The following is a 16970-nucleotide window of genomic DNA, read 5'->3' on the forward strand; positions in this document are numbered from 1 at the left end:
TCAAAGCCCGACACAAGATCGACCTCAGCCGAACGCCAAGATCTACCGGACAGGCCCTAGGCGGGATGCTCAAACGGCTGTCCGCCGGAGAACGTGACCTGCTGCTTCTGATCGCCTGGGCGGACCTGACATATGAGGAGGCGGCCGAGGCGCTGGGTGTGCCGGTCGGCACGGTGCGCTCACGGCTGCACCGCGCCCGCCAGAAGGCGCGCAAAGTCCTCGGTGACACCGATCCGTTGACCATCACCGAAGAAACACCGGCATGAGGAGGCAGGACATGAACGAACTCGAGCTGCTGCGTACGGCACGCCCCGACGTGCCGTCATATCCGGCCACGGCACAGGAGAAGGCGCGCGCTGCGCTGATCGCCGCCGCTGACGGCCCGGGCCCGAGGCGCCGGGCAGCGCCGTCCACCCGGCTTCGGTGGGGTCTGGCGGGCACCGCGGCCGGCCTGGTCGTCGCAGTCGCCGCGGCCACCGTCGTCCAGCAAGCCGTCGCGCCCGATAAGAACGGTCCCGTGCCACGGCCGGGCCGGAGCACAGACGGGACGCTCGTCAACGCCGCCCAGGTTCTGTCTCTCGCGGCCGACACCGTCGATGCGCGGGCCGCCGTGCATCCCCACCCCCAACAGTGGGCCTACGTCAAGAAGATGAGCTACTCGAGCCAGAACGGCAGCTTGAGGGGGACGGGACCCGGCGGGGCGATGGTAACGGAGGTCTGGACACGGTTCGACGGCACCCGTGAGGCGTACCGAGGCGACAACGTCATCAGCCGCGACACCCACCGGCTGTACGTCAGCAAACTCGATCACGACGCGGACGAGACGACACCGATCGAGGACTACGCCCGCCTCGCCGCGCTGCCCACCGATCCCGACAAGCTCGTGAAAAAACTCTGCCCGCGTACCCCGCCCACGGCGGATCCCACCGAGTGCGTCTTCACGCTCGCCGACAAGCTCCTGCGCAACGTGGCGCTACCGCCGAGACTGCAGGCCACGTTCTACCGGGTGCTGGCTAGGCTTCCCCACGTCATCGTCAAGCGTGACGTGGTCGACCTGGCCGGACGGCACGACCTCGCAGTGGCCGAAGCCTATCCCCGAGACTTCCAGAGCGAGCAGATCCTCCTCGACCCGCACACGTACAAGTACCGAGGCGAACGGCTCGTCTGGACAGTGGATCCGAACGAGGCGCGGCCCGCTCCCGGACGCACGCCCCCCTCGTCGCCGCTCACCTCACCCACGAACGCCCAGGCCCGACACGAGTACACCGAGACCCTCCAACTCGCCGCGGGAATCGTCGACCACGCTGGCATACGCCCGAAACCCTGAGCAAAGACCGACAACCTGTCCGTCGTCCAGCGAAAGCTTCCTCGGCACGGCGTTTGCCCACTGCTCCCTGAGCTCAGATTCGACCCACTCCTCCGCCACGGCGTCGACCGCGACAACATCCACATCGATGTCACCAGCGGTGCAAAGGCGTCCCGCCCGAAGCTCGACCTCGTCATGCAGCTACTGCCGAGGGTGACACGTTGAAGCTGACCAGGCTCGACCGGCTCACCCGCCCCGTCCTGCACCTGGTGACCCCTCGGCGCCGAGCTGCGCGAGCGGAGTATCGGGCTGCACGTCATCGAGCAGGGCATCAACACCGCCACCATGGAAGGCGAGCCATGTTCGAGATGCTGTCCGTCCCTGGCGGAGCTCCAATGGGAGCTGATCGTGGCGAACACGAACGGCGGGCTCGCGTCCGCGCGTGCCCGCCGGCCGGGTCGGCGGGCCCCAAGCTCACCGAGGACCAGCCACGCTCGCCCAACGTCTGTACCCAGGTCCAAGCCTTGCTCGGTCACTCGTCTCTGGACACCTCGGCGCGGTACTTCAGAGCCGGAGCCGCCGAGACCGCTGCCGTCGTCGAACGCGTCTTCGAATAGCCCCAGCTCAGACACGGGTCCGTTGGATCTTCCGCGTTCGCTACGGCTACCCCCAACGAGCTCGCCGACCCGGCCTGCATGACCGGCCGGTGGGTGTGGGTACGCCGCCGCCTGCGCCGCCGCGTCCCCTGGCTGGTGCCAGCGCAAAAGCCCCGTGACTGCTGCTGGCACCACCGGGTCGACTGGCGAAGGTCCGCCAGGCCCAAGCCGCCGGCATCCCCGGCGAGCAGATCGGCGACTACGTCATGGACGCGCTCTTCGACGAAGGCCTCGGCGACCGGGAGGAACGCGCCGGTCCCAGGCGGCGGACGAGTGATCGCCGAGGGTCCGGGGCCGGTGCCCCAGGACCCTCGGCGATCGATCCGAGAGGATTCGGGTGTCAGCGGATGCCGTAGGCGCGGATCACCGTCTGGTCGACCGCTCCGTCGATCTTGGTCCGCAGCGAGACGAAGCCCTGGGCGGGGTTGCGGAAGGACGCCACCCATCGGGTGGCGTCGGCGCGCACGGGGACCGGCGTCCATGTCTTTCCGTCGTCGAAGGACGTCCACAGCGACGGCTTCGCGCCCGCCTTCGCCTGCTGCGGCGCCAGCGTCAGCGTCTGCGTGGTGTTCGCGGGTGCCCGGTTCTCATCGTCGAGGGCGGTCCGGTACTGCACGGTCGGCAGCTTGATGACGTTGTCCTTGCCCACCGTGACGTCCCAGACGACGTGCTGGCTCGTCGCCAGGTCCGACCAGGGCGCCGACCGCGTGGCGTTCGTGGTGAGGGTGTAGCGGCCCGGCTCCGGCCGCGCCCAGATGTGGCCGTAACCCGGGACGAGGCTCGCACCGATGACCTCGCCGTTCAGGCTCCGCAGCGTCGAGTCGCCCTTCATGAAGGCATAGCTCTCGACGTTGCTCAGCCCGTCGGGCCCGGACAGCATCGCCACCGAATACCCCGTCCCATCGCCCGTGTCGAGGACGAGCTCGCCGTCCGCCGGGCCGAGCGGGCCCTTGTTCCAGCTCCGGGTGTACGTGCCCGCCGCCGGGAACCGTTCGGTGCGGAACAGAACGTCGTATTGCTCGAACGCGCAGTCCGGAGTGCCGATCTCCCCGGTGAAATCCCAGTCGAACCCCGGGGTGTAGTACTCGGTCCGCGTCGCCGGCAGATCTCTCGTGACCGTGCGGGAGAGGGCGATGGCGCTGTTTCCGAAGTCGACACCCGCGTACTGCTGGGCGCAGGCGGGTCTGCCCTCGCCGGCGTACTCGACCCGCACGGCCGCCAGGTCCTTCGTTCGGGCGCTCAGATTCGGGTCCGTGGGGATGCCCGGCGCCTTCCGGGCGACGTTGTACGCGTACGGGCTGCCCTCTTCCTTGCCGCCCTGAGTCAGCAGCGCCTGCAACTCGTACTCGACACCGCCCTCCGCGGCGGCCGGGGTGACATAGAGGTCGCCCCCGTCGATCTCGCCGACGTCCCGGAACTTGCCGCCGATCCGCTGTGAGATCCAAATGACGGTCAACGCCGGTTTCGCCCCTTCCTTGTCCACCTCCACGTGGACGGGATTGGCCTTCCGGGCGTCCAGCGTGAGCGACAGATCGCCGGTCACGCTCACCTTCGGCAGATAGATGAGCGACGTGGAGGTCGTCCCGTCCGCCTCCGGCGTCTTCACGACCACATCGATGGCGTAGTCACCAGGGGGCAGCGACCCCTCGGCCTGCCCATTGACCACGTCGGCAGCGAACGGGTCGCTACCGTCGAGCGGCCAGATGCTGAGCCGGCTCGCCTCGTCCGACGTGGCGGCCGCACCCTTGCGGTCGAGCACCGCGGCCTGCAGCCGGTGCTCACCCGCCGCCACGGTCCGCGACAGCCGCCGGAATGACGGCGCCTTCTTCTTGCGTTTGATCTCCATCTCGCGGTGGAACGTCCCGTGCCCGCCTTGCGCCGGTTCCGCCTTGACCGGCGAGGCTGGTGCCGTCGCCAGCGCGTACGGCACGGGTCCCGCCGCGACCAGAGCCAGGGCTCCCAGCCCGACCAGGGTTCTCTTGACCATTCTCTCTCCTCGTCAGCAGGCGCCATGGGCGCCGGGAAGGGACGTCGTTCAACGTCCTCCCATGCTTCGGGTCCAGCCCGAAAAGCCTCGAAATCCGTATTGGGATGATCTTTGAAAGATGAGTGCTGATGCGATCAGGGACGTTGGCCGGGACGGTCCACGACGCCCGCTGCCAAGCGGACGGAATAGCTCTCGACGGCGCCCTTCAGGAAGCGCCCGCCGTCCGGCATCGTGTGGTCCCGGACGACGGTGTCGCGGTGGCCCCGGTAGGCGTAGGTGGACGGGTCCAGGAGGATCTCCTCCTTCATGTAGCCCTCAATGAGGAACGAGACCGAGACCGCCTTGTGCCCCGCCCCGTCCCTGGCGGCCCGGTCCACAGTGACGCCGGGGATCTTCGCCATCGCGCGGTACGCGGCGGCGGTCTGTGCCGGCGGCAGCGCGCCGTTGTTCAGCAGTAGCCCCTCGAACAACTGGAACGCGCCCTCGTTCCGGTCGCCCGGCGTCGGCTCCTTACGGGCCCAGGCCAGCATTGCGTCCGGGTCGGTGGGCAGCTTGGCGACGGTGGCGTAGCCGGTCGGCGGCGTCCCCCCGCCGGTGGCGGAGGTGAGGAGCTTGCCGTGGGGGTCGTACGTCGCCCTGCGCGTCCCGTCCGCCCGGATCCATGTCCGGTCGACCTTCGTCCTCAGCGGTGACCCCGGCCTGATGACCTGGCCCCGGTCGGGGATGCCGCTGCGCCGGTAACGGGTCTCGGTGTAGACCCACTGACCCAGACGCGGCGCGGTGAACGGCTGCTTCAGCGCGAACGTCGCGGCAACGTTCAGCACCTGCTGCGTCTCCGTCACCGGCGCGGCCACCCGATCGCGCGACCCGTCGCCGCTGGTGACGACGACGGCGACGCCGGCGATGAGCGCCCCGGCGACGCCGCCCGCGGCGACGAGACGGAACGCCGCCCGGCGGGACGGGCTGGTCCGGCCGGCCGCGGATGTCGTGATCCGCTCGTAGGCGGCGCGTCCGGCCGGGTCGTGGGCGGCGCCGTCGAAGGTGCCGAGGGGGCAGGGGTCGGCCGGGGCCATGATGCGGCGGACTTCGTAGATGTCGTTCATACCTGGCGGCTCCTTTGCAGTGGTGGTGCGGCGGGTGCGGGGCGGTCGGCGGCGTCGATCTCCGCGAGGGCTGCGCTCAAGCGGCGCCGGGCACGGTGCAGGCGCACGGAGAACGTCTTGACCGAGCAGCCCACCGCGGTCGCCGCGTCCCGCGCGTCCAGGCCGTCCCAGCCGATGAGCTGGAGGACCTCACGGTCGCGGGCGGACAGGCGGCTGAGCCCGGCGGCCACGCGGCTGCCTTCGGCCAGGCCCGATGCCACATCGGCGGCAGGGGCGCGCGCGCTGTCGCCGCGCAGCCGATCCCACAGCCGGGCACGCCTCCGATGGCTTCGCATCTCGTTGGCAAGGACGTTGCGGGCGACGTTCAACAGCCAGGGAAACGGGCGGTCGGGCGGGATGTCACCGCGCCGCCGCCAGACGACCACGAACGTTTCCGCGGCGATGTCCCTTGCCGTTTCGTGGTCGACCCGACGCGCTGCGTACCTGAGCACATCGTCGTAGTGCGTGTCCCACAACCGGGTGAATTCCCCGTCTGGATCCGGCACGCCGGCTCCTTTCTCTCGGGTCGGTGTCGCTCAGAGATGTCCGGCAGGGCCGCTCCGCCTACACCTTGATCGATTTTCCTGGCCCACCATGAAGGGCCTGGCGGCCGCAAGGGCCCGCGGGCAGCGTCTGGGCTGGCCCTCGCACGCCGCGCCCTGCTCGCTCAACCCGGTAGCCGCCGAGGCCGACGACGTGCGGGGAGGCTGCGCACTCCGCAGTCCGGCAGATGCGCAGTTGCGCAGCCTCGGAACACGGGCGACGCCCCCGGCCCCGGACGAGCCGGGCGGGGGCGTGCGCAGTGGTGGGTGCGTCAGGCGATTCGGAACGGTTGACGGCGTTACCTCCCCGACCGGCGTCCCGCTATCGCCAATGGCCGTTCCGTTGTTCCCGACGGGCCGTCCCCCGCCGGCTCGAGCATCGTCTCGAGCCTCCCGGAGCAGCCAGCCTGACCGATACCGGCCGCGTGCCTTCAGATCGCCGCGGGCATTCTCCGGTGCGTGGCGGTATCGGCAGGCGAAATCATCGGTCAGATCCATGCCGCCATCGAGCACCTTGACCAGGCGCGAGCCGCACTGCGCGACTCGGCCGCATCCACAGAGAACGCGGTCGCGATGATCACCGCAGCACTCGACGGAGGCAGCCATCCCACCACCGCCCAGGCGCTCGACGGGTTAGTCCGCGCTTGGGAGGCCACCGGCGAGATCATCAACACGCTCGACGTCGGCGAAAGCGACCTGCTGGAGTTCCTGCACCGCCTCGGCACTCACAGCAACGCCGCATATCGCGGCCCCGCCGGGCGCCCCGCCTCCCTAGGCTCCCCCGCCTCATCGCCCTCGCCCGAACGCACAAGCCGTCCGCAGGTGGACCTTTCGCCCGAGCACATCGAGCGGCTACGCGCCGAGCTGCCGCCGCCGGTCGATCCGGGCAGCGGTGCCCGCACCCACGGCCGGTGGGCCGGCCCCGACGGCATCGTGCACGCAGAGATCAGCGGCAAGCACGGCCCGGCCTGGGAGGCGGCGAACCGGTCTTCAGCCGCATGCCGCGCCGGCCCCGAACCGAGACGCACGTCGAGATCAAGCTCGCGGCCTACATGCGAGAGAACGGCATCCGTTCCACGACCCTGGTGGTCAACCACATCCCGTGCGACGACGGGCCATTGAGCTGTGACCGGCTCATCCCACAAATCCTGCCGGCGGGCTCGACAATGACGGTGCACGGTGCCGACGGTCTCGTACGCTCCTACCAGGGAGGTGCAGCCACCTGATGACCTCACTCGACGTGTGGTACCGCGGACAGAACGAGCCGGTCACGGTGACGTGCGCCGAAGACGTCGACGCGCTGATCGAGCGCGTCCGGGCCGACCTGCCGACGGGCCGGCGCATCATCATGGACGTCCACCTGACCGGAGACCCCCTGTCTCAGGGCCTGGACGTGGGCATTCGCGCTGACCCGGAAGCCGGTCATGTCGGTGTGCTGCGCTACAGCGGCCGCGAATGGCGCGACGGGGTCTACAGCACCGGCGAGCCCTCCGAAACCGGCGACGAGCTGTGGTACGACGACTCCCCGTTCCCGCCGGACGCCGAGATCGAGATCGACCAGGTGCGGCAGGCGGTACGGGAGTTCCTGGCCACCGGCGGCGCACGCCCCCAGTGCGTCACGTGGCAAGCCGGGGAATGAGTCCGGACCGGACTCGACGGCTCTCGCGCATAGGAGCCCCAGCTCCTCGTATAGGGTCTGTCGAGCAGTCTCCCGGACGAATTCGTCCCCGTCGCCCAGCTTCTCCTAGGCCATCGAGCATCTGGACGAGCAGGCGGTGCACCGATGTCATCTGCTCGCCGGCGTGGTGGCGCTCCTCGTCGCCAGCCACGGCCTGTACAGCGACGGCTTCGCGCGGCTGCGCCGACGCGAACGCATGGAGTTGTCGGCCGAGTTGGTCTGGGCGTTCATACCGGGCCACACCCTGGCCACGAAGGACGTCGTGATCTGTGCGGCGGCCGAGCCCGCCTATCGGCTCGGCGAAGACGCCTACGACTTCGCCGCGTTCGGCTCCGCCGTCCACATGACGGTGCTGGACGCCGCCGGGCACGACCTGATGGCCCGGCTGGTCGCGTCCGTGGGCCTGGCGTCCTGCCGCAGCACCCGCCGGGCCGGTGGGGACCTGGCCGAGATCGCGACCGTCACCGACAGCGCGATCCGCGAGCACAGTCCGGAGTGGCGGTTCATGACCGGTCTGCTGCTCAACCTGGAGACGGAGACCGGGCAGTTGGAGTGGGTCAACTGCGGCCATCCGCCGCCGCTGCTCATCCGCAAGGATAAGGTCATCAAGGAACTCGCCCGTACCCCCGACCCGCCCATGGGCCTCCTGGAGGGCACGCGGCCGCACACTCATCACGAGACCCTGCAGCCCGGGTGACCGTCTGCTGTGCTACACCGACGGCGTGGTCGAGGCGCGCACTCGCGGCGGCGACCTGTTCGGGGTGGACCGCCTGGCCGACACCATCCTCCGGACCATGGCGGCCGGCATGTCCGCGCCGGAGGCGCTGCGGCGTCTCATCCACGGCCTCCTGGCCGAGCACGGCTCGCCGCTGGCCGACGACGCGACCGTGCTGCTGGCCGAGTGGCGGCCCACCACCCCGGGCGGCTCCATCCAGCTGACCTCCCAGACGCTCCCCCTCCAGCATCCAGCGCGATAGCGAATGTGAGCGCTTCGCGCGTCTCCCGCCGTCTCAGATGAGTTCCAGGCCGCCGTCGATGGTGAGGACATGGCCGGTGAGCCAGGTCGTGGCCGGGTCGGCCAGACGCAGGATCCACGACGCGACCTCGTGGGGTTCGCCCCGGCGGCCGAGCGGTATGCGGGCGGCCTCGTCCCGTTTGATCTCTTCGACGGTCGTCTCGGACAGCCCGGCCGCGGCCAGGGCCTCGCTCTCGGTCGGCCCGGGAGCCACGGCGTTGACGCGGACACCGTCAGCGGCCAGCTCCAGGGCCCAGCTCCGAGTGAGCTGTTCCAGCGCAGCCTTAGACGCGGCGTAGTGCGCCATGCCGGGGAGCGGCCGGTGGCCGTACGTGCTGGAGACGTTGACGATCGACCCTTTGGCCCGCCGGAGGTGCGGCAGGGCGGCGTGGGCGAGCATGCTCGGCGCGGTGACGTTGAGGTCGAACAGGTCGGCGATGCCGCCGGCGGTGGTCTCGGCCAGCGGCATCACCTTCGTGGCGCCGGCGCCGTTGACCAGCACGTCCAGGCGGCCCCACCGGTCAGTGGCCTCGTCGATCAGTCTGCCCGGCGTATCCGGGGCGCGGACGTCGGCGGAACACGCGACGATCTCCGGGTGCCCGACGGCGGTCTCGGCCAGGGCGTCGTCGCGCCGGCCGACCCCCAGTACGCGCGCGCCGGCACGGGCGAAGGCCCGGGCGGCGGCGCGGCCGATGCCCGAGCCGGCGCCGGTGACGATGACGACCTTGCCGCTGAAGTCCTCATGGAGCTGGACGGTCACACACTTTCCTCTCTGCGAACGGATCCTGTTAGAAGAGCGCCACACCGGGGTCCATGCCGAAGCGGACGCGCCCTGCCACCTCGAAGAAGGCGGCGGAGTGGTTGGCGTGCTGAAGGGCCACCATGCCGTCGCGGAACAGCCGCTCGACCGGACGGCCCCGGTAGACCGAGGACGAGCCGCCCAGCTCGTACATGGCGACGAGCACCTCGCGGCTCACCTGGGCGCCATGGCTCATGGCGGCGCGCAGGGCGGCTCGCCGTTCGAGCATGACATCGCCGGTCGCCGCCCCCGCCATGGCTTCCGCGGCGGCGTGGAGGAGGAGCCGGGCGGCCTGAAGAGCCGCCTCCGACCGGGCGATGACGGCCTGTGAGCTCTCGGCGAGGGTCCCACCGCTTAGCGTCTTCTTGGACCTCGCCAGCTCGACGGTCGCGTCGATGGCGGCCTGCGCGACGCCGAGGACGACCGCCGTACACCCCGGGAACACCAGACCGGGGATGAAACCCTGGTACGGCGGCCGTTGGACGCGGGCCGGTACGTCGACGCGCGCCACCAGCTCGTCCGGGACCAGGGCGTCCTGGACGAGGACATCGTTACTGCCGGAGCCGCGCAAGCCAGTGGCGTGCCAGGTGTCCTTCACCGACAGCCGGCCCCGTTCCAGGATGAACAGCCGCACATCCGGCGTACCGGCCTGCGTGAGACGCGGAACGTCTCCCTCGGTGATGACGGCCGCCACGATGAGCCGGTCGGCGCCGTGAATCCCGCTGACGAGCCTCCAGTTGCCGGAGACCCGGTAGCCGCCGCGAACGGCGACCGCGACCCCGGGCGTGCCCGAGTTAGCGAAGACCGGCTCGGGCCCCGGCTCCCAGAGGCGTGCGGTGCCGGCCTCCCCCAGCAGCGCGCCGATGAAGCCCCAGTTGGCGTTCCATACGATCCACGCCACCGAGGCATCGATACGGCCGAACCGTTCGTACACCTCCAGCGCGGTCGTCAGGGGAGCCTCGAAGCCCCCGAGTTCACGAGGTGTGAACAGGCGGAACGCTCCCGCGTCACGAAGCTCGGCGAGCAGTTCCTCCGGGATGTCGCGTATGGCGTCCATCTCGTCGGCGGCCGCCCTGATCGAGGCTTCCACCTGCGCTGGAAGGCGCAGGGGGTCGGCCGCGGGTTGTGCGGACATGAGACGTACCTCCGAGGACTCGCTGGTTACCGGTGAGGGACGCGGCCGGGCCGGTCACGATCGCGGATCTGACCGCGTGACCTGCGTTCTCCACGCCGGCGCGTCATCGGCCGGCCGGTCACCAACAAGGACCGGACAGCCCTGTCATCTGTGACAGCGGCCCCTGGCGCCACCGGTCGGCCGCCGGCTCGAGCCGAGTGCTGTCACATACACGCTCGCCGTCCGGTCATAGCTGATGCCGGTTCCATTCAGGTTCACGAAGCCAGGCGCGTGCCCCCCCCGGTACGCGCCACCCCGGGCAGGTCGCGCGGAGCCCCCGGCCGCGATCTGCCAGGCGCGCGGCTCCCCCGTGCGCGCCACCCCTGGGCAGGCCGCGGCACCGATCCCCGGGCCCCCGGCCGCGGCCTGCCCCCATCGAAGAAGGGATGACGAACGATGACGTCTCACGGTGACCTGCCCGTACCTGAGCAGGGCCTCCTCCTCACGCACTTCCTGACCGTTCGCGACGTCGCGGTCTCGAGGCGCTTCTACGCCGACGTCTTCCGCGGCGAGGTCGTGATGGAGGAGAACCCGGCGATCGTGAAGGTCGCCAACAGTTGGATCATCATGAATCCCGGCGGCGGGCCCACTCCCGACAAGCCGGATGTCACCTTGGAGGCGCCCCGGAGCGGCGAGCGGGTGTCCGGCTTCCTGAACGTGCGCGTGGCCGACATGGACGCCTTCTACGCGCACGCCGTCGCGAAGGGCGCCCGCTTCCTCACCGAGCCACTCGACCGCGCGTCGGAAGTGCGCTGCTACCTGCGTGACCCCGACGGCTACCTCATCGAGGTGGGCCAGTCCACCGGCCTGCTCAAGGGCATCCTGGCCGCTCCGCCCACGAACGCCTGACCGGGACACCGACACCGGCCCTGCGCCTCTTCGTGCGCAGGGCCGGTGGTTCTCGCAAACGGCTGATGGCCACCAGCATCTGACGCGACACGCCCGAGCGACATCCAGAAGTCAACGTTTCCGAGCAGTTCTCCAGCCTCGAGCGGTCAAAAGTGTCCAGATAAACGACGTCTGTGCGGCGCAACACTCAGCCAGCGCGCGGGTGAGCCTCGAGCCCAGCCTGACAACGAGCACATTCGCAGCGGGACCAAATCTGGCGCGGCTGAACAAAGACCCATGACATCGCCTGGGACAGTACCGACATCCAGATGACAAGATCTTTGAGATTAAGACACCAAAATTGAAACGCTACAACCCGCGCCGAAGCCGGCGTCGGCCGGCAGCGGAAGCGCGCCGTAGCCGAAGAACGTCATCTCGACCCTGTACGACCGGTCCCGTGCGCGCAGCGACCCGGCCGCGGCACTGCGAGGGTTGGCGAAGGCGCTGCTACCCGCGCCGGTCCGTGCGGCATTGGCCGCCTCGAACTGCGCCTGAGTCATCAGCACCTCACCGCGCACCTCGATCGTCACCGGCTCGGCCAGCCGCTCGGGAAGCCCGGCGATGACCCCTATCCCGTGCGAGACGTCCTCCCCCGCCGCGCCGTCTCCGCGCGTCACCAGCTGAACAAGGCATCCGTCCCGGTACCGGGCCGAGATCGCCAACCCGTCCAGCTTCGGCTCCACGCCATCACCAGCCGGCCTAGCTAGAAGTCGAACTCTTCAATGCGGTCGGAGCGCCGGAAGTCGACGTCACCGGTATTGAGCAGGTTGCCGAAGTGACGGCCGCCAGGGTCGTTGACCTTGCAGTAACGACAGGTGAGGGAGTGCCGCGGCCTAACCCACGAGCGTTTGCCGCAGTGGCTGCACTGGCCGAGCAAGGCGTTCCCGCCAAGGGCGTCGTACCAGTGCATGACGCCGAAGCGCTTGCCCGGGCTACGAAGGGAAGCGTGGCCGAGCAGAACGATCTCTCCTCCTGGCCATGCGCATTTGCAGGTCGCTTCACAGTGGCAGACGAGCGCCTCTGCGAGTTCGCGGGCCTTTTCCTCTCCAGGGACGCCGGTACCTTTGACTTCGAGCCAGGTACCGATCTTCGGCAGATGGAAGTCGGGCAGGTACCAGGCGCCGGATGGAAGGGTGAACTTGGTCGGCTCGTACTCCCACTCAATCCCAAGACTGTCGAGGGTCGCTGCCCAGTCAGACTCGAGTGTGGAGCGGAAATCCGTCCAGTTGTATCGACGCGGGACGGGTTCACGAGAGAGTGTCATCAGCGGACTCCTTTCCGACACGACATGCCGGGCGATCAGGTAGATGGCTTCTCCCAACAGGATCCACGTTTCCAGCGACAGTTCCACCGGAATCCGGCTCCGCCGGCGGAGGCGGCTCGTAGAGACGAGTCCGTAGCCGAGGGCAACCGCCCAGCGCGGGGGCCCAGTACATGCTGGGGCTGTTGTGGCCGGTCTCGTAGACGGCGATGGTGTCGTCGGGGTATCGGGCGCGGCGGGCGACCTCAGCTTGCGTGAGGCACCTGCCGGATGCGCTCGGCGCGGGAACCTGGGTGGTAACGCTGTGGCGCCACCGTCTCCACGCCGGTCCTCTGGCACGGCCAGCGGGTGTCGCAAGTACGAATTCCCCAGCTGCCGCCATCGCCTGGGTGGTGGATGAGGTCCGTGCCGAGCGGCAGAGAAGCGAGTGCTGAGCGAATGGTCGCCTGCCTGGCCTGCTCCAGTACCAGCGCGGCGCGTGCACGCAGGACCTGGCGAAGCAACGCCATCCCCTGCCAGGCGAGCGCGGTGGATATGCTGATCACCTGAGTATCACCGCTCATTTAGGGTTACCCCCCTCACGGTCGACTATCTCTCACCCGCTAGAGGCTTTCCAGCCCCCAAAGGTTGGACATCGCCATCAGAAACCAACTCCGCGCAGACAGCCAAGCGCTCGGCCAAACCCGCTTCACATCGAAGATAACCGCCGACGGCGGTACCACGCAGCACACCGCTTAGGCACTTCATAGGCATGCGACGGCACCTTATGCCGATCGCATGCCCACCTTCCCTCACCACCGAGCCTCGGCACTCAATGCAGGAACCGGCGGCTCCCCCGAGCATCGACTAGCCCGGGTATGGCCGACAGTGCTCCCGGAACGCTCCCCCATCCATGCTCCCGTGCTCCCTCTAGGAGCGGGGAGCATCGGGAGCAGGCATAGTCGCTGAACTGTCCTGAACCGACGTCGAGGACTGTCATTGATACCCACTGACCTGCTGTTTCTCGAGAAGCTGCAGGTCAGCGATTGATCGGGACGACATTGACACGGTAGAGGTCACCGACCCCGACGACCGCCCGTAAGCGACCAAATCGTGCAGATTAGTGGCCTCCACGCCAGGCTGAAGCAGTCATTACACCGCTCATGACGTGCCTGTATCGGCCGACCACTACCCGTCCGTGAATTGTGGTCAACATCCGTGAGTTGTGGTCAGCAGCGGTCGCCATTCCCTCGCCTGAATCTGGTGCGCCGCCCACCGCTGGAGCCCAGACGGCGAGCCGCTCCGGATATGCCGGCCCCATCCGGTCACGACATACCTAGCGGTTAGGGGTCAGTACCAAGTCAGCACCGCGTTGGGAACCGATGGGAAACGAGGGGGTCTGACGAGCAATCACTGATCGACGTACAGCGTGATCAAACCCAGCGCGGACGATCACGCGTGATACGCCTGACCTGCGAAAATGCTAACGGACCGGCAATCCTGTGATCGTGCGGCCGATGACGAGGCGCTGGATCTCCGATGTTCCCTCGAAGATGGTGGCGATCTTGTTGCCGGGAGAGCCGTCGTTCTCGTCGAAGGTGACGATGAGCAGGCTGTCGTGCATACCCGCCCACCGGACATAGCCGTCGAGGTTGCTCCGAAGCCAGGAATCGCCGGTCTTCACCGGGCAGTTGTGCATGTCGTCGCACATGTCCGGGATCACGAACGACACCGCGGGCAGCGCGGAGTAGTCGGACGGGAAGTCGGCGAAGGACCGGCTCACCGCGTCCGACAGGTCCGGGAAGTTCGCCCACGGGACGTGCTTGCGCGCGAAGCGCCCGCTCACACAGGAGGCCCGGTCGAACGCCGGGAGTCCCTCGGCGAACGCGGCGAAGGTCAGCCCCGCAGCGGACAGTTCCGAGGCGAGGTTCGGAGCCGTGTATATGATGCGACTACTATCCGGATAGTATCTAGACTAGGTCCCGGCCGGGGCTCAGGCTCCTGCGGCGGTCACGATGGCATCGGTGGCGAATCCGGCCAGCACGCCCAGCAGGATGCCCCAGGTGGTCAGCGTCTTCAGCCCCAGTTTGCGGGCCACGGCCAGCAGTTCGATCACCACGTACAGGATGGACCCGGCGGCCAAGGTGAGGAATCCAATGGACACCGTGTCATTGACGACACGCTGGCCGATGAGAGTGCCCAGGAACGTCGGGCCGCCACCGATGAGGCCGAGTAGTGCCAGGTAGCCCCATGACGGGCGGCGGTCTTCGGCGGCCATCGGGGCGACGATTCCGAATCCTTCGGTGGCGTTGTGCAGGCCGAATCCGATGATGAGCAGGACGGCGAGTTGCAACTCGCCGTGGGCGGCGGAGTTACCGATCGCCAGTCCCTCGGCGAAGTTGTGCAGCCCGATACCGATCGCGATCATCATGGGCAGGTCGCCCAGACGCGACAGACCGGTGGGATCGGCCCGGAATTCGGTGGCCGACGCGGCGCCGGGACCGGATCGTGCCGGGGCCGCCGGCCTGGCGCGGCGGGCGACCGCGCGGTCGAAATGAACGAGGCCCAGCAGACCGATACCGAAGCAGACCGCGAACACCGCCCCATTGCCGGTCGCCGCGCCGTACCCGTGATGGCCGAGGGCGGTGTCGATCGGCTCCCATGCGTGTGCGAGCACGTCCCACAAAAGGAAGATCAAGATACCGGTTGCGGTCGCGTTCAGCAGGGATCGAACCTTCGGCAGAGGCGCGCGCAACCGACCGATCGGCAGGCCGAGGTAGATGGTGAAGCCGGCTATTGCTCCCAGCACGGCGATCTGAGCGGATCCCATGAGCACACTCCGAGGGGTCGAAAGGTGACGCGCGCCCTTGCCACACCGTCCGCGCACGCTAGATTAGGCAAGGCTCACTTAATACTACTGGAATAGTAGTGACCGCCTGTGCTCAGCCGGCGTTGTCGTGGCGCACAAGTTGCTGCAACAGGCGTTCGTCCTCGGGGGCCAGGTCGGACACGAAGCGGGCGAGTACGGCCGCGCGGTCATGACGCCGCTGGAGCAGGTCATGCATGGCGGTGGCCGTGTGCGCCGCCTCGTCGACGTTGGGCGAGTAGACGAATCCACGCCCGACCCGCGTGCGGGCGGCCAGGCCTTTGCGATGCAGCCGTGCGAGCGTGGTCGTCACCGTGGTGTAGGCCGGGGCGCCGGGAAGGACCGCCTGCACGTCGGCGGGGCTCATCGGCCGGCCGCCCTGCCACAGCGCGGCCAGCACGGCGTCCTCGAGCATACCGGCGGGCCGTCGCCCCTGCTCGCGCTCCTTGGTCACGCCGATCTCCATGCACGTTGGTATTACTTCGATAGTAGATCACCCGGCGCGAGAGGGCGTCCGAGCGACCACGGCGCGTACGCCCATAATGAAGGGCATGGTCCTCGCCGTATGGATGCCGCTGCTGATGCCCTTGCTCGCGGTGCCGCTCATCCGTCTCCTGACGGACCGGCTGTCACCGCGGTCGGCTTCGTGGCTGCTGGCCGCCACCGGCGCCCTCCTGGCCGGCTGCACCACGCTCGCCCTCCTCTCATTGACCGGCACCGGACTTCTTCAGATTCCGTTCGTCGCGGCCATCGAGCACCTGTCCCCCTTCCTACTGCGGCGAATGTCGCCGGTCCCCGTACCGGTGGCTTGCGCGGCCTGCACGGCGCTGGCCGCGACGCTCGTCCTCGCGGCCCGGAGGCTTCGCCGACGGCTGGCCGCGCTGGCACTGGCCCGGAACGCCGTCCGGTCCCGGCCAGGCGGCCTGGCCGTGCTACCGGACGACCTGCCCGACGCCTATGCCGTCCCCGGCCGCCCCGGCACGGTCGTGGTCACGACCGGCATGCTGCGGGCGCTGGACGCCCGCGAACACGATGTGCTGCTCGCCCACGAGCATGCGCATCTCGCCGGCCGCCACCACTGGTTCACCCTGGCGATGGACATGGCGACCGTCGTCCATCCCGCACTGACCACGCTTCGCGCCCCCTTGCGCTATCACCTCGAGCGCTGGGCCGACGAGTCGGCGGCGGACGCCGTCGGAGACCGGCGTCTCGTCGCCCGTGCGATCGCACGGGCCGCGCTCGCGCGGAGCCGGGCGGGAGTGCCCGGATCCACACCCGGCCCGGTCCTGTCCGCCACCGCCGGTCCCATCCCCCGCCGCGTCGCGGCGCTCCTGACCCCACCTACGCCGCGACGCTCCCGGTTGCTGCCCGGCATAGCGACCGCCCTGGCCGCCTGCCTGGCGATGTCCGGAGCCGGAGCGCTGGACGCCGCCACCGATCTGCACGGGAACATGGAGGCCATGGAGGAACGCCATCACCCTGAGGTCGGCGGCCCTCACCGGACCTTCAGCGGCCATCGGCACGCCAGGAGCGAGGCCGGCAGGCTTACTCGTGATCACCACGGCAAGGCCCGCCCGGTCGGTCGCTCAGTGGTGACCGGTGGTGAATCGACCCAGGTCGGCCGCGACGCCGGGCGCCGAACGCGGACGTGAACCCGGCCTGGCACGACCCGGAATG

The 16970-nt window shown here is 69.1% G+C and carries 19 protein-coding genes and 1 pseudogene; 9 read left to right on the plus strand and 11 right to left on the minus strand.

Translation table 11 applies throughout. The annotated features are described in order from the left end of the window. The coding region (locus ABD978_RS07215; RefSeq protein WP_345350361.1) for an RNA polymerase sigma factor at nucleotides 1–266 on the plus strand (266 nt) is incomplete at its 5' end. Nucleotides 267–277: 11 nt separating this feature from the next. Beyond that, entirely contained in the window at nucleotides 278–1327 is a 1050-nt protein-coding gene (locus tag ABD978_RS07220; RefSeq protein ID WP_345350364.1) for a CU044_5270 family protein, read from the plus strand. Between the two features lie 975 nt (nucleotides 1328–2302). Here ABD978_RS07220 and ABD978_RS07225 read toward each other — a convergent pair. From ABD978_RS07225 to ABD978_RS07235, 3 genes are all read right to left on the minus strand, one after another. Further along, complete coding sequence (locus ABD978_RS07225) at nucleotides 2303–3949, minus strand: hypothetical protein (protein ID WP_345350367.1); 1647 nt, start codon at nucleotides 3947–3949, stop codon at nucleotides 2303–2305. Nucleotides 3950–4083: 134 nt separating this feature from the next. Next, nucleotides 4084–5052 carry a CU044_5270 family protein gene (locus tag ABD978_RS07230; RefSeq protein ID WP_345350370.1) on the minus strand — a complete coding sequence of 323 codons (969 nt, stop codon included), beginning with the start codon at nucleotides 5050–5052 and terminating at the stop codon, nucleotides 4084–4086. Continuing rightward, nucleotides 5049–5597, minus strand: a complete 549-nt coding sequence (locus ABD978_RS07235; protein ID WP_345350373.1) for an RNA polymerase sigma factor — start codon at nucleotides 5595–5597, stop codon at nucleotides 5049–5051. The genes ABD978_RS07230 and ABD978_RS07235 overlap by 4 nt, the downstream gene beginning before the upstream one ends. A 495-nt stretch (nucleotides 5598–6092) precedes the next feature. On the opposite strand from ABD978_RS07235, the gene ABD978_RS07240 reads away from it, so the two are divergent. From ABD978_RS07240 to ABD978_RS07255, 5 genes are all read left to right on the plus strand, one after another. After that, a complete protein-coding gene (locus ABD978_RS07240; RefSeq protein WP_345350376.1) occupies nucleotides 6093–6755 on the plus strand; it encodes a hypothetical protein in 663 nt (220 codons plus the stop codon). Then, nucleotides 6686–6859 (plus strand): DddA-like double-stranded DNA deaminase toxin, encoded by a 174-nt coding sequence (locus ABD978_RS43790; protein ID WP_425550683.1) that lies wholly within the window; start codon nucleotides 6686–6688, stop codon nucleotides 6857–6859. Before ABD978_RS07240 ends, ABD978_RS43790 begins: the two co-directional genes overlap by 70 nt. Then, entirely contained in the window at nucleotides 6859–7272 is a 414-nt protein-coding gene (locus ABD978_RS07245; RefSeq protein ID WP_345350379.1) for an Imm1 family immunity protein, read from the plus strand. The genes ABD978_RS43790 and ABD978_RS07245 overlap by 1 nt, the downstream gene beginning before the upstream one ends. A 136-nt stretch (nucleotides 7273–7408) precedes the next feature. Further along, nucleotides 7409–8008, plus strand: a complete 600-nt coding sequence (locus ABD978_RS07250; protein WP_345350382.1) for a PP2C family protein-serine/threonine phosphatase — start codon at nucleotides 7409–7411, stop codon at nucleotides 8006–8008. 25 nt (nucleotides 8009–8033) lie between these two features. Further along, the gene (locus ABD978_RS07255) at nucleotides 8034–8288 is read left to right on the plus strand and encodes a SpoIIE family protein phosphatase (protein ID WP_345350385.1); all 255 of its coding nucleotides are present in this window, start codon (nucleotides 8034–8036) and stop codon (nucleotides 8286–8288) included. A gap of 33 nt (nucleotides 8289–8321) precedes the next feature. Here ABD978_RS07255 and ABD978_RS07260 read toward each other — a convergent pair whose 3' ends face one another. Both ABD978_RS07260 and ABD978_RS07265 read right to left on the minus strand, forming a co-directional pair. Then, nucleotides 8322–9086 carry an SDR family NAD(P)-dependent oxidoreductase gene (locus ABD978_RS07260; protein ID WP_345350388.1) on the minus strand — a complete coding sequence of 255 codons (765 nt, stop codon included), beginning with the start codon at nucleotides 9084–9086 and terminating at the stop codon, nucleotides 8322–8324. A gap of 28 nt (nucleotides 9087–9114) precedes the next feature. Next, on the minus strand, nucleotides 9115–10260 hold the full coding sequence (locus ABD978_RS07265; RefSeq protein WP_345350391.1) for an acyl-CoA dehydrogenase family protein: 1146 nt from the start codon (nucleotides 10258–10260) through the stop codon (nucleotides 9115–9117). A gap of 435 nt (nucleotides 10261–10695) precedes the next feature. On the opposite strand from ABD978_RS07265, the gene ABD978_RS07270 reads away from it, so the two are divergent. Then, on the plus strand, nucleotides 10696–11148 hold the full coding sequence (locus ABD978_RS07270; protein WP_345350394.1) for a VOC family protein: 453 nt from the start codon (nucleotides 10696–10698) through the stop codon (nucleotides 11146–11148). A gap of 326 nt (nucleotides 11149–11474) precedes the next feature. On the opposite strand, the gene ABD978_RS07275 is transcribed toward ABD978_RS07270, so the two are convergent. The 6 genes and pseudogenes from ABD978_RS07275 to ABD978_RS07300 all read right to left on the minus strand — a co-directional run bounded on the left by ABD978_RS07275 (nucleotide 11475) and on the right by ABD978_RS07300 (nucleotide 15759). Beyond that, entirely contained in the window at nucleotides 11475–11870 is a 396-nt protein-coding gene (locus tag ABD978_RS07275; protein WP_345350397.1) for a hypothetical protein, read from the minus strand. A gap of 20 nt (nucleotides 11871–11890) precedes the next feature. Then, nucleotides 11891–12538, minus strand: coding sequence for a PDDEXK family nuclease (locus ABD978_RS07280; protein ID WP_345350400.1), 648 nt, complete (start codon nucleotides 12536–12538; stop codon nucleotides 11891–11893). Nucleotides 12539–12693: 155 nt separating this feature from the next. Further along, on the minus strand, nucleotides 12694–13011 hold the full coding sequence (locus tag ABD978_RS07285) for a hypothetical protein (RefSeq protein WP_345350403.1): 318 nt from the start codon (nucleotides 13009–13011) through the stop codon (nucleotides 12694–12696). A gap of 1007 nt (nucleotides 13012–14018) precedes the next feature. Continuing rightward, nucleotides 14019–14375: pseudogene (locus ABD978_RS07290) on the minus strand (alkaline phosphatase family protein); the annotation flags it as partial. A gap of 45 nt (nucleotides 14376–14420) precedes the next feature. Next, on the minus strand, nucleotides 14421–15257 hold the full coding sequence (locus ABD978_RS07295) for a ZIP family metal transporter (RefSeq protein WP_345350406.1): 837 nt from the start codon (nucleotides 15255–15257) through the stop codon (nucleotides 14421–14423). 112 nt (nucleotides 15258–15369) lie between these two features. Then, complete coding sequence (locus ABD978_RS07300; RefSeq protein ID WP_345350409.1) at nucleotides 15370–15759, minus strand: BlaI/MecI/CopY family transcriptional regulator; 390 nt, start codon at nucleotides 15757–15759, stop codon at nucleotides 15370–15372. An 85-nt stretch (nucleotides 15760–15844) separates the two neighbouring features. Here ABD978_RS07300 and ABD978_RS07305 point away from each other — a divergent pair, with 85 nt between their 5' ends. Further along, entirely contained in the window at nucleotides 15845–16945 is a 1101-nt protein-coding gene (locus ABD978_RS07305; protein WP_345350412.1) for a M56 family metallopeptidase, read from the plus strand. Nucleotides 16946–16970: the final 25 nt, after the last annotated feature.

This window comes from Actinoallomurus liliacearum, assembly GCF_039542035.1.
In the GTDB taxonomy this organism is placed as follows: domain Bacteria; phylum Actinomycetota; class Actinomycetes; order Streptosporangiales; family Streptosporangiaceae; genus Actinoallomurus; species Actinoallomurus liliacearum.

Excerpts from the sequence above, each read along its gene's own strand:
- ABD978_RS07305 (WP_345350412.1), top strand. The coding sequence starts at position 15,845 with ATGGTCCTCGCCGTATGGATGCCGCTGCTGATGCCCTTGCTCGCGGTG.
- ABD978_RS07220 (WP_345350364.1), top strand. The coding sequence starts at position 278 with ATGAACGAACTCGAGCTGCTGCGTACGGCACGCCCCGACGTGCCGTCA.
- ABD978_RS07295 (WP_345350406.1), bottom strand. The coding sequence starts at position 15,257 with ATGGGATCCGCTCAGATCGCCGTGCTGGGAGCAATAGCCGGCTTCACC.
- ABD978_RS07245 (WP_345350379.1), top strand. The coding sequence starts at position 6,859 with ATGACCTCACTCGACGTGTGGTACCGCGGACAGAACGAGCCGGTCACG.
- ABD978_RS07265 (WP_345350391.1), bottom strand. The coding sequence starts at position 10,260 with ATGTCCGCACAACCCGCGGCCGACCCCCTGCGCCTTCCAGCGCAGGTG.
- ABD978_RS07270 (WP_345350394.1), top strand. The coding sequence starts at position 10,696 with ATGACGTCTCACGGTGACCTGCCCGTACCTGAGCAGGGCCTCCTCCTC.
- ABD978_RS07300 (WP_345350409.1), bottom strand. The coding sequence starts at position 15,759 with ATGGAGATCGGCGTGACCAAGGAGCGCGAGCAGGGGCGACGGCCCGCC.
- ABD978_RS07230 (WP_345350370.1), bottom strand. The coding sequence starts at position 5,052 with ATGAACGACATCTACGAAGTCCGCCGCATCATGGCCCCGGCCGACCCC.
- ABD978_RS07225 (WP_345350367.1), bottom strand. The coding sequence starts at position 3,949 with ATGGTCAAGAGAACCCTGGTCGGGCTGGGAGCCCTGGCTCTGGTCGCG.
- ABD978_RS07285 (WP_345350403.1), bottom strand. The coding sequence starts at position 13,011 with ATGAGCGGTGATACTCAGGTGATCAGCATATCCACCGCGCTCGCCTGG.
- ABD978_RS43790 (WP_425550683.1), top strand. The coding sequence starts at position 6,686 with ATGCGAGAGAACGGCATCCGTTCCACGACCCTGGTGGTCAACCACATC.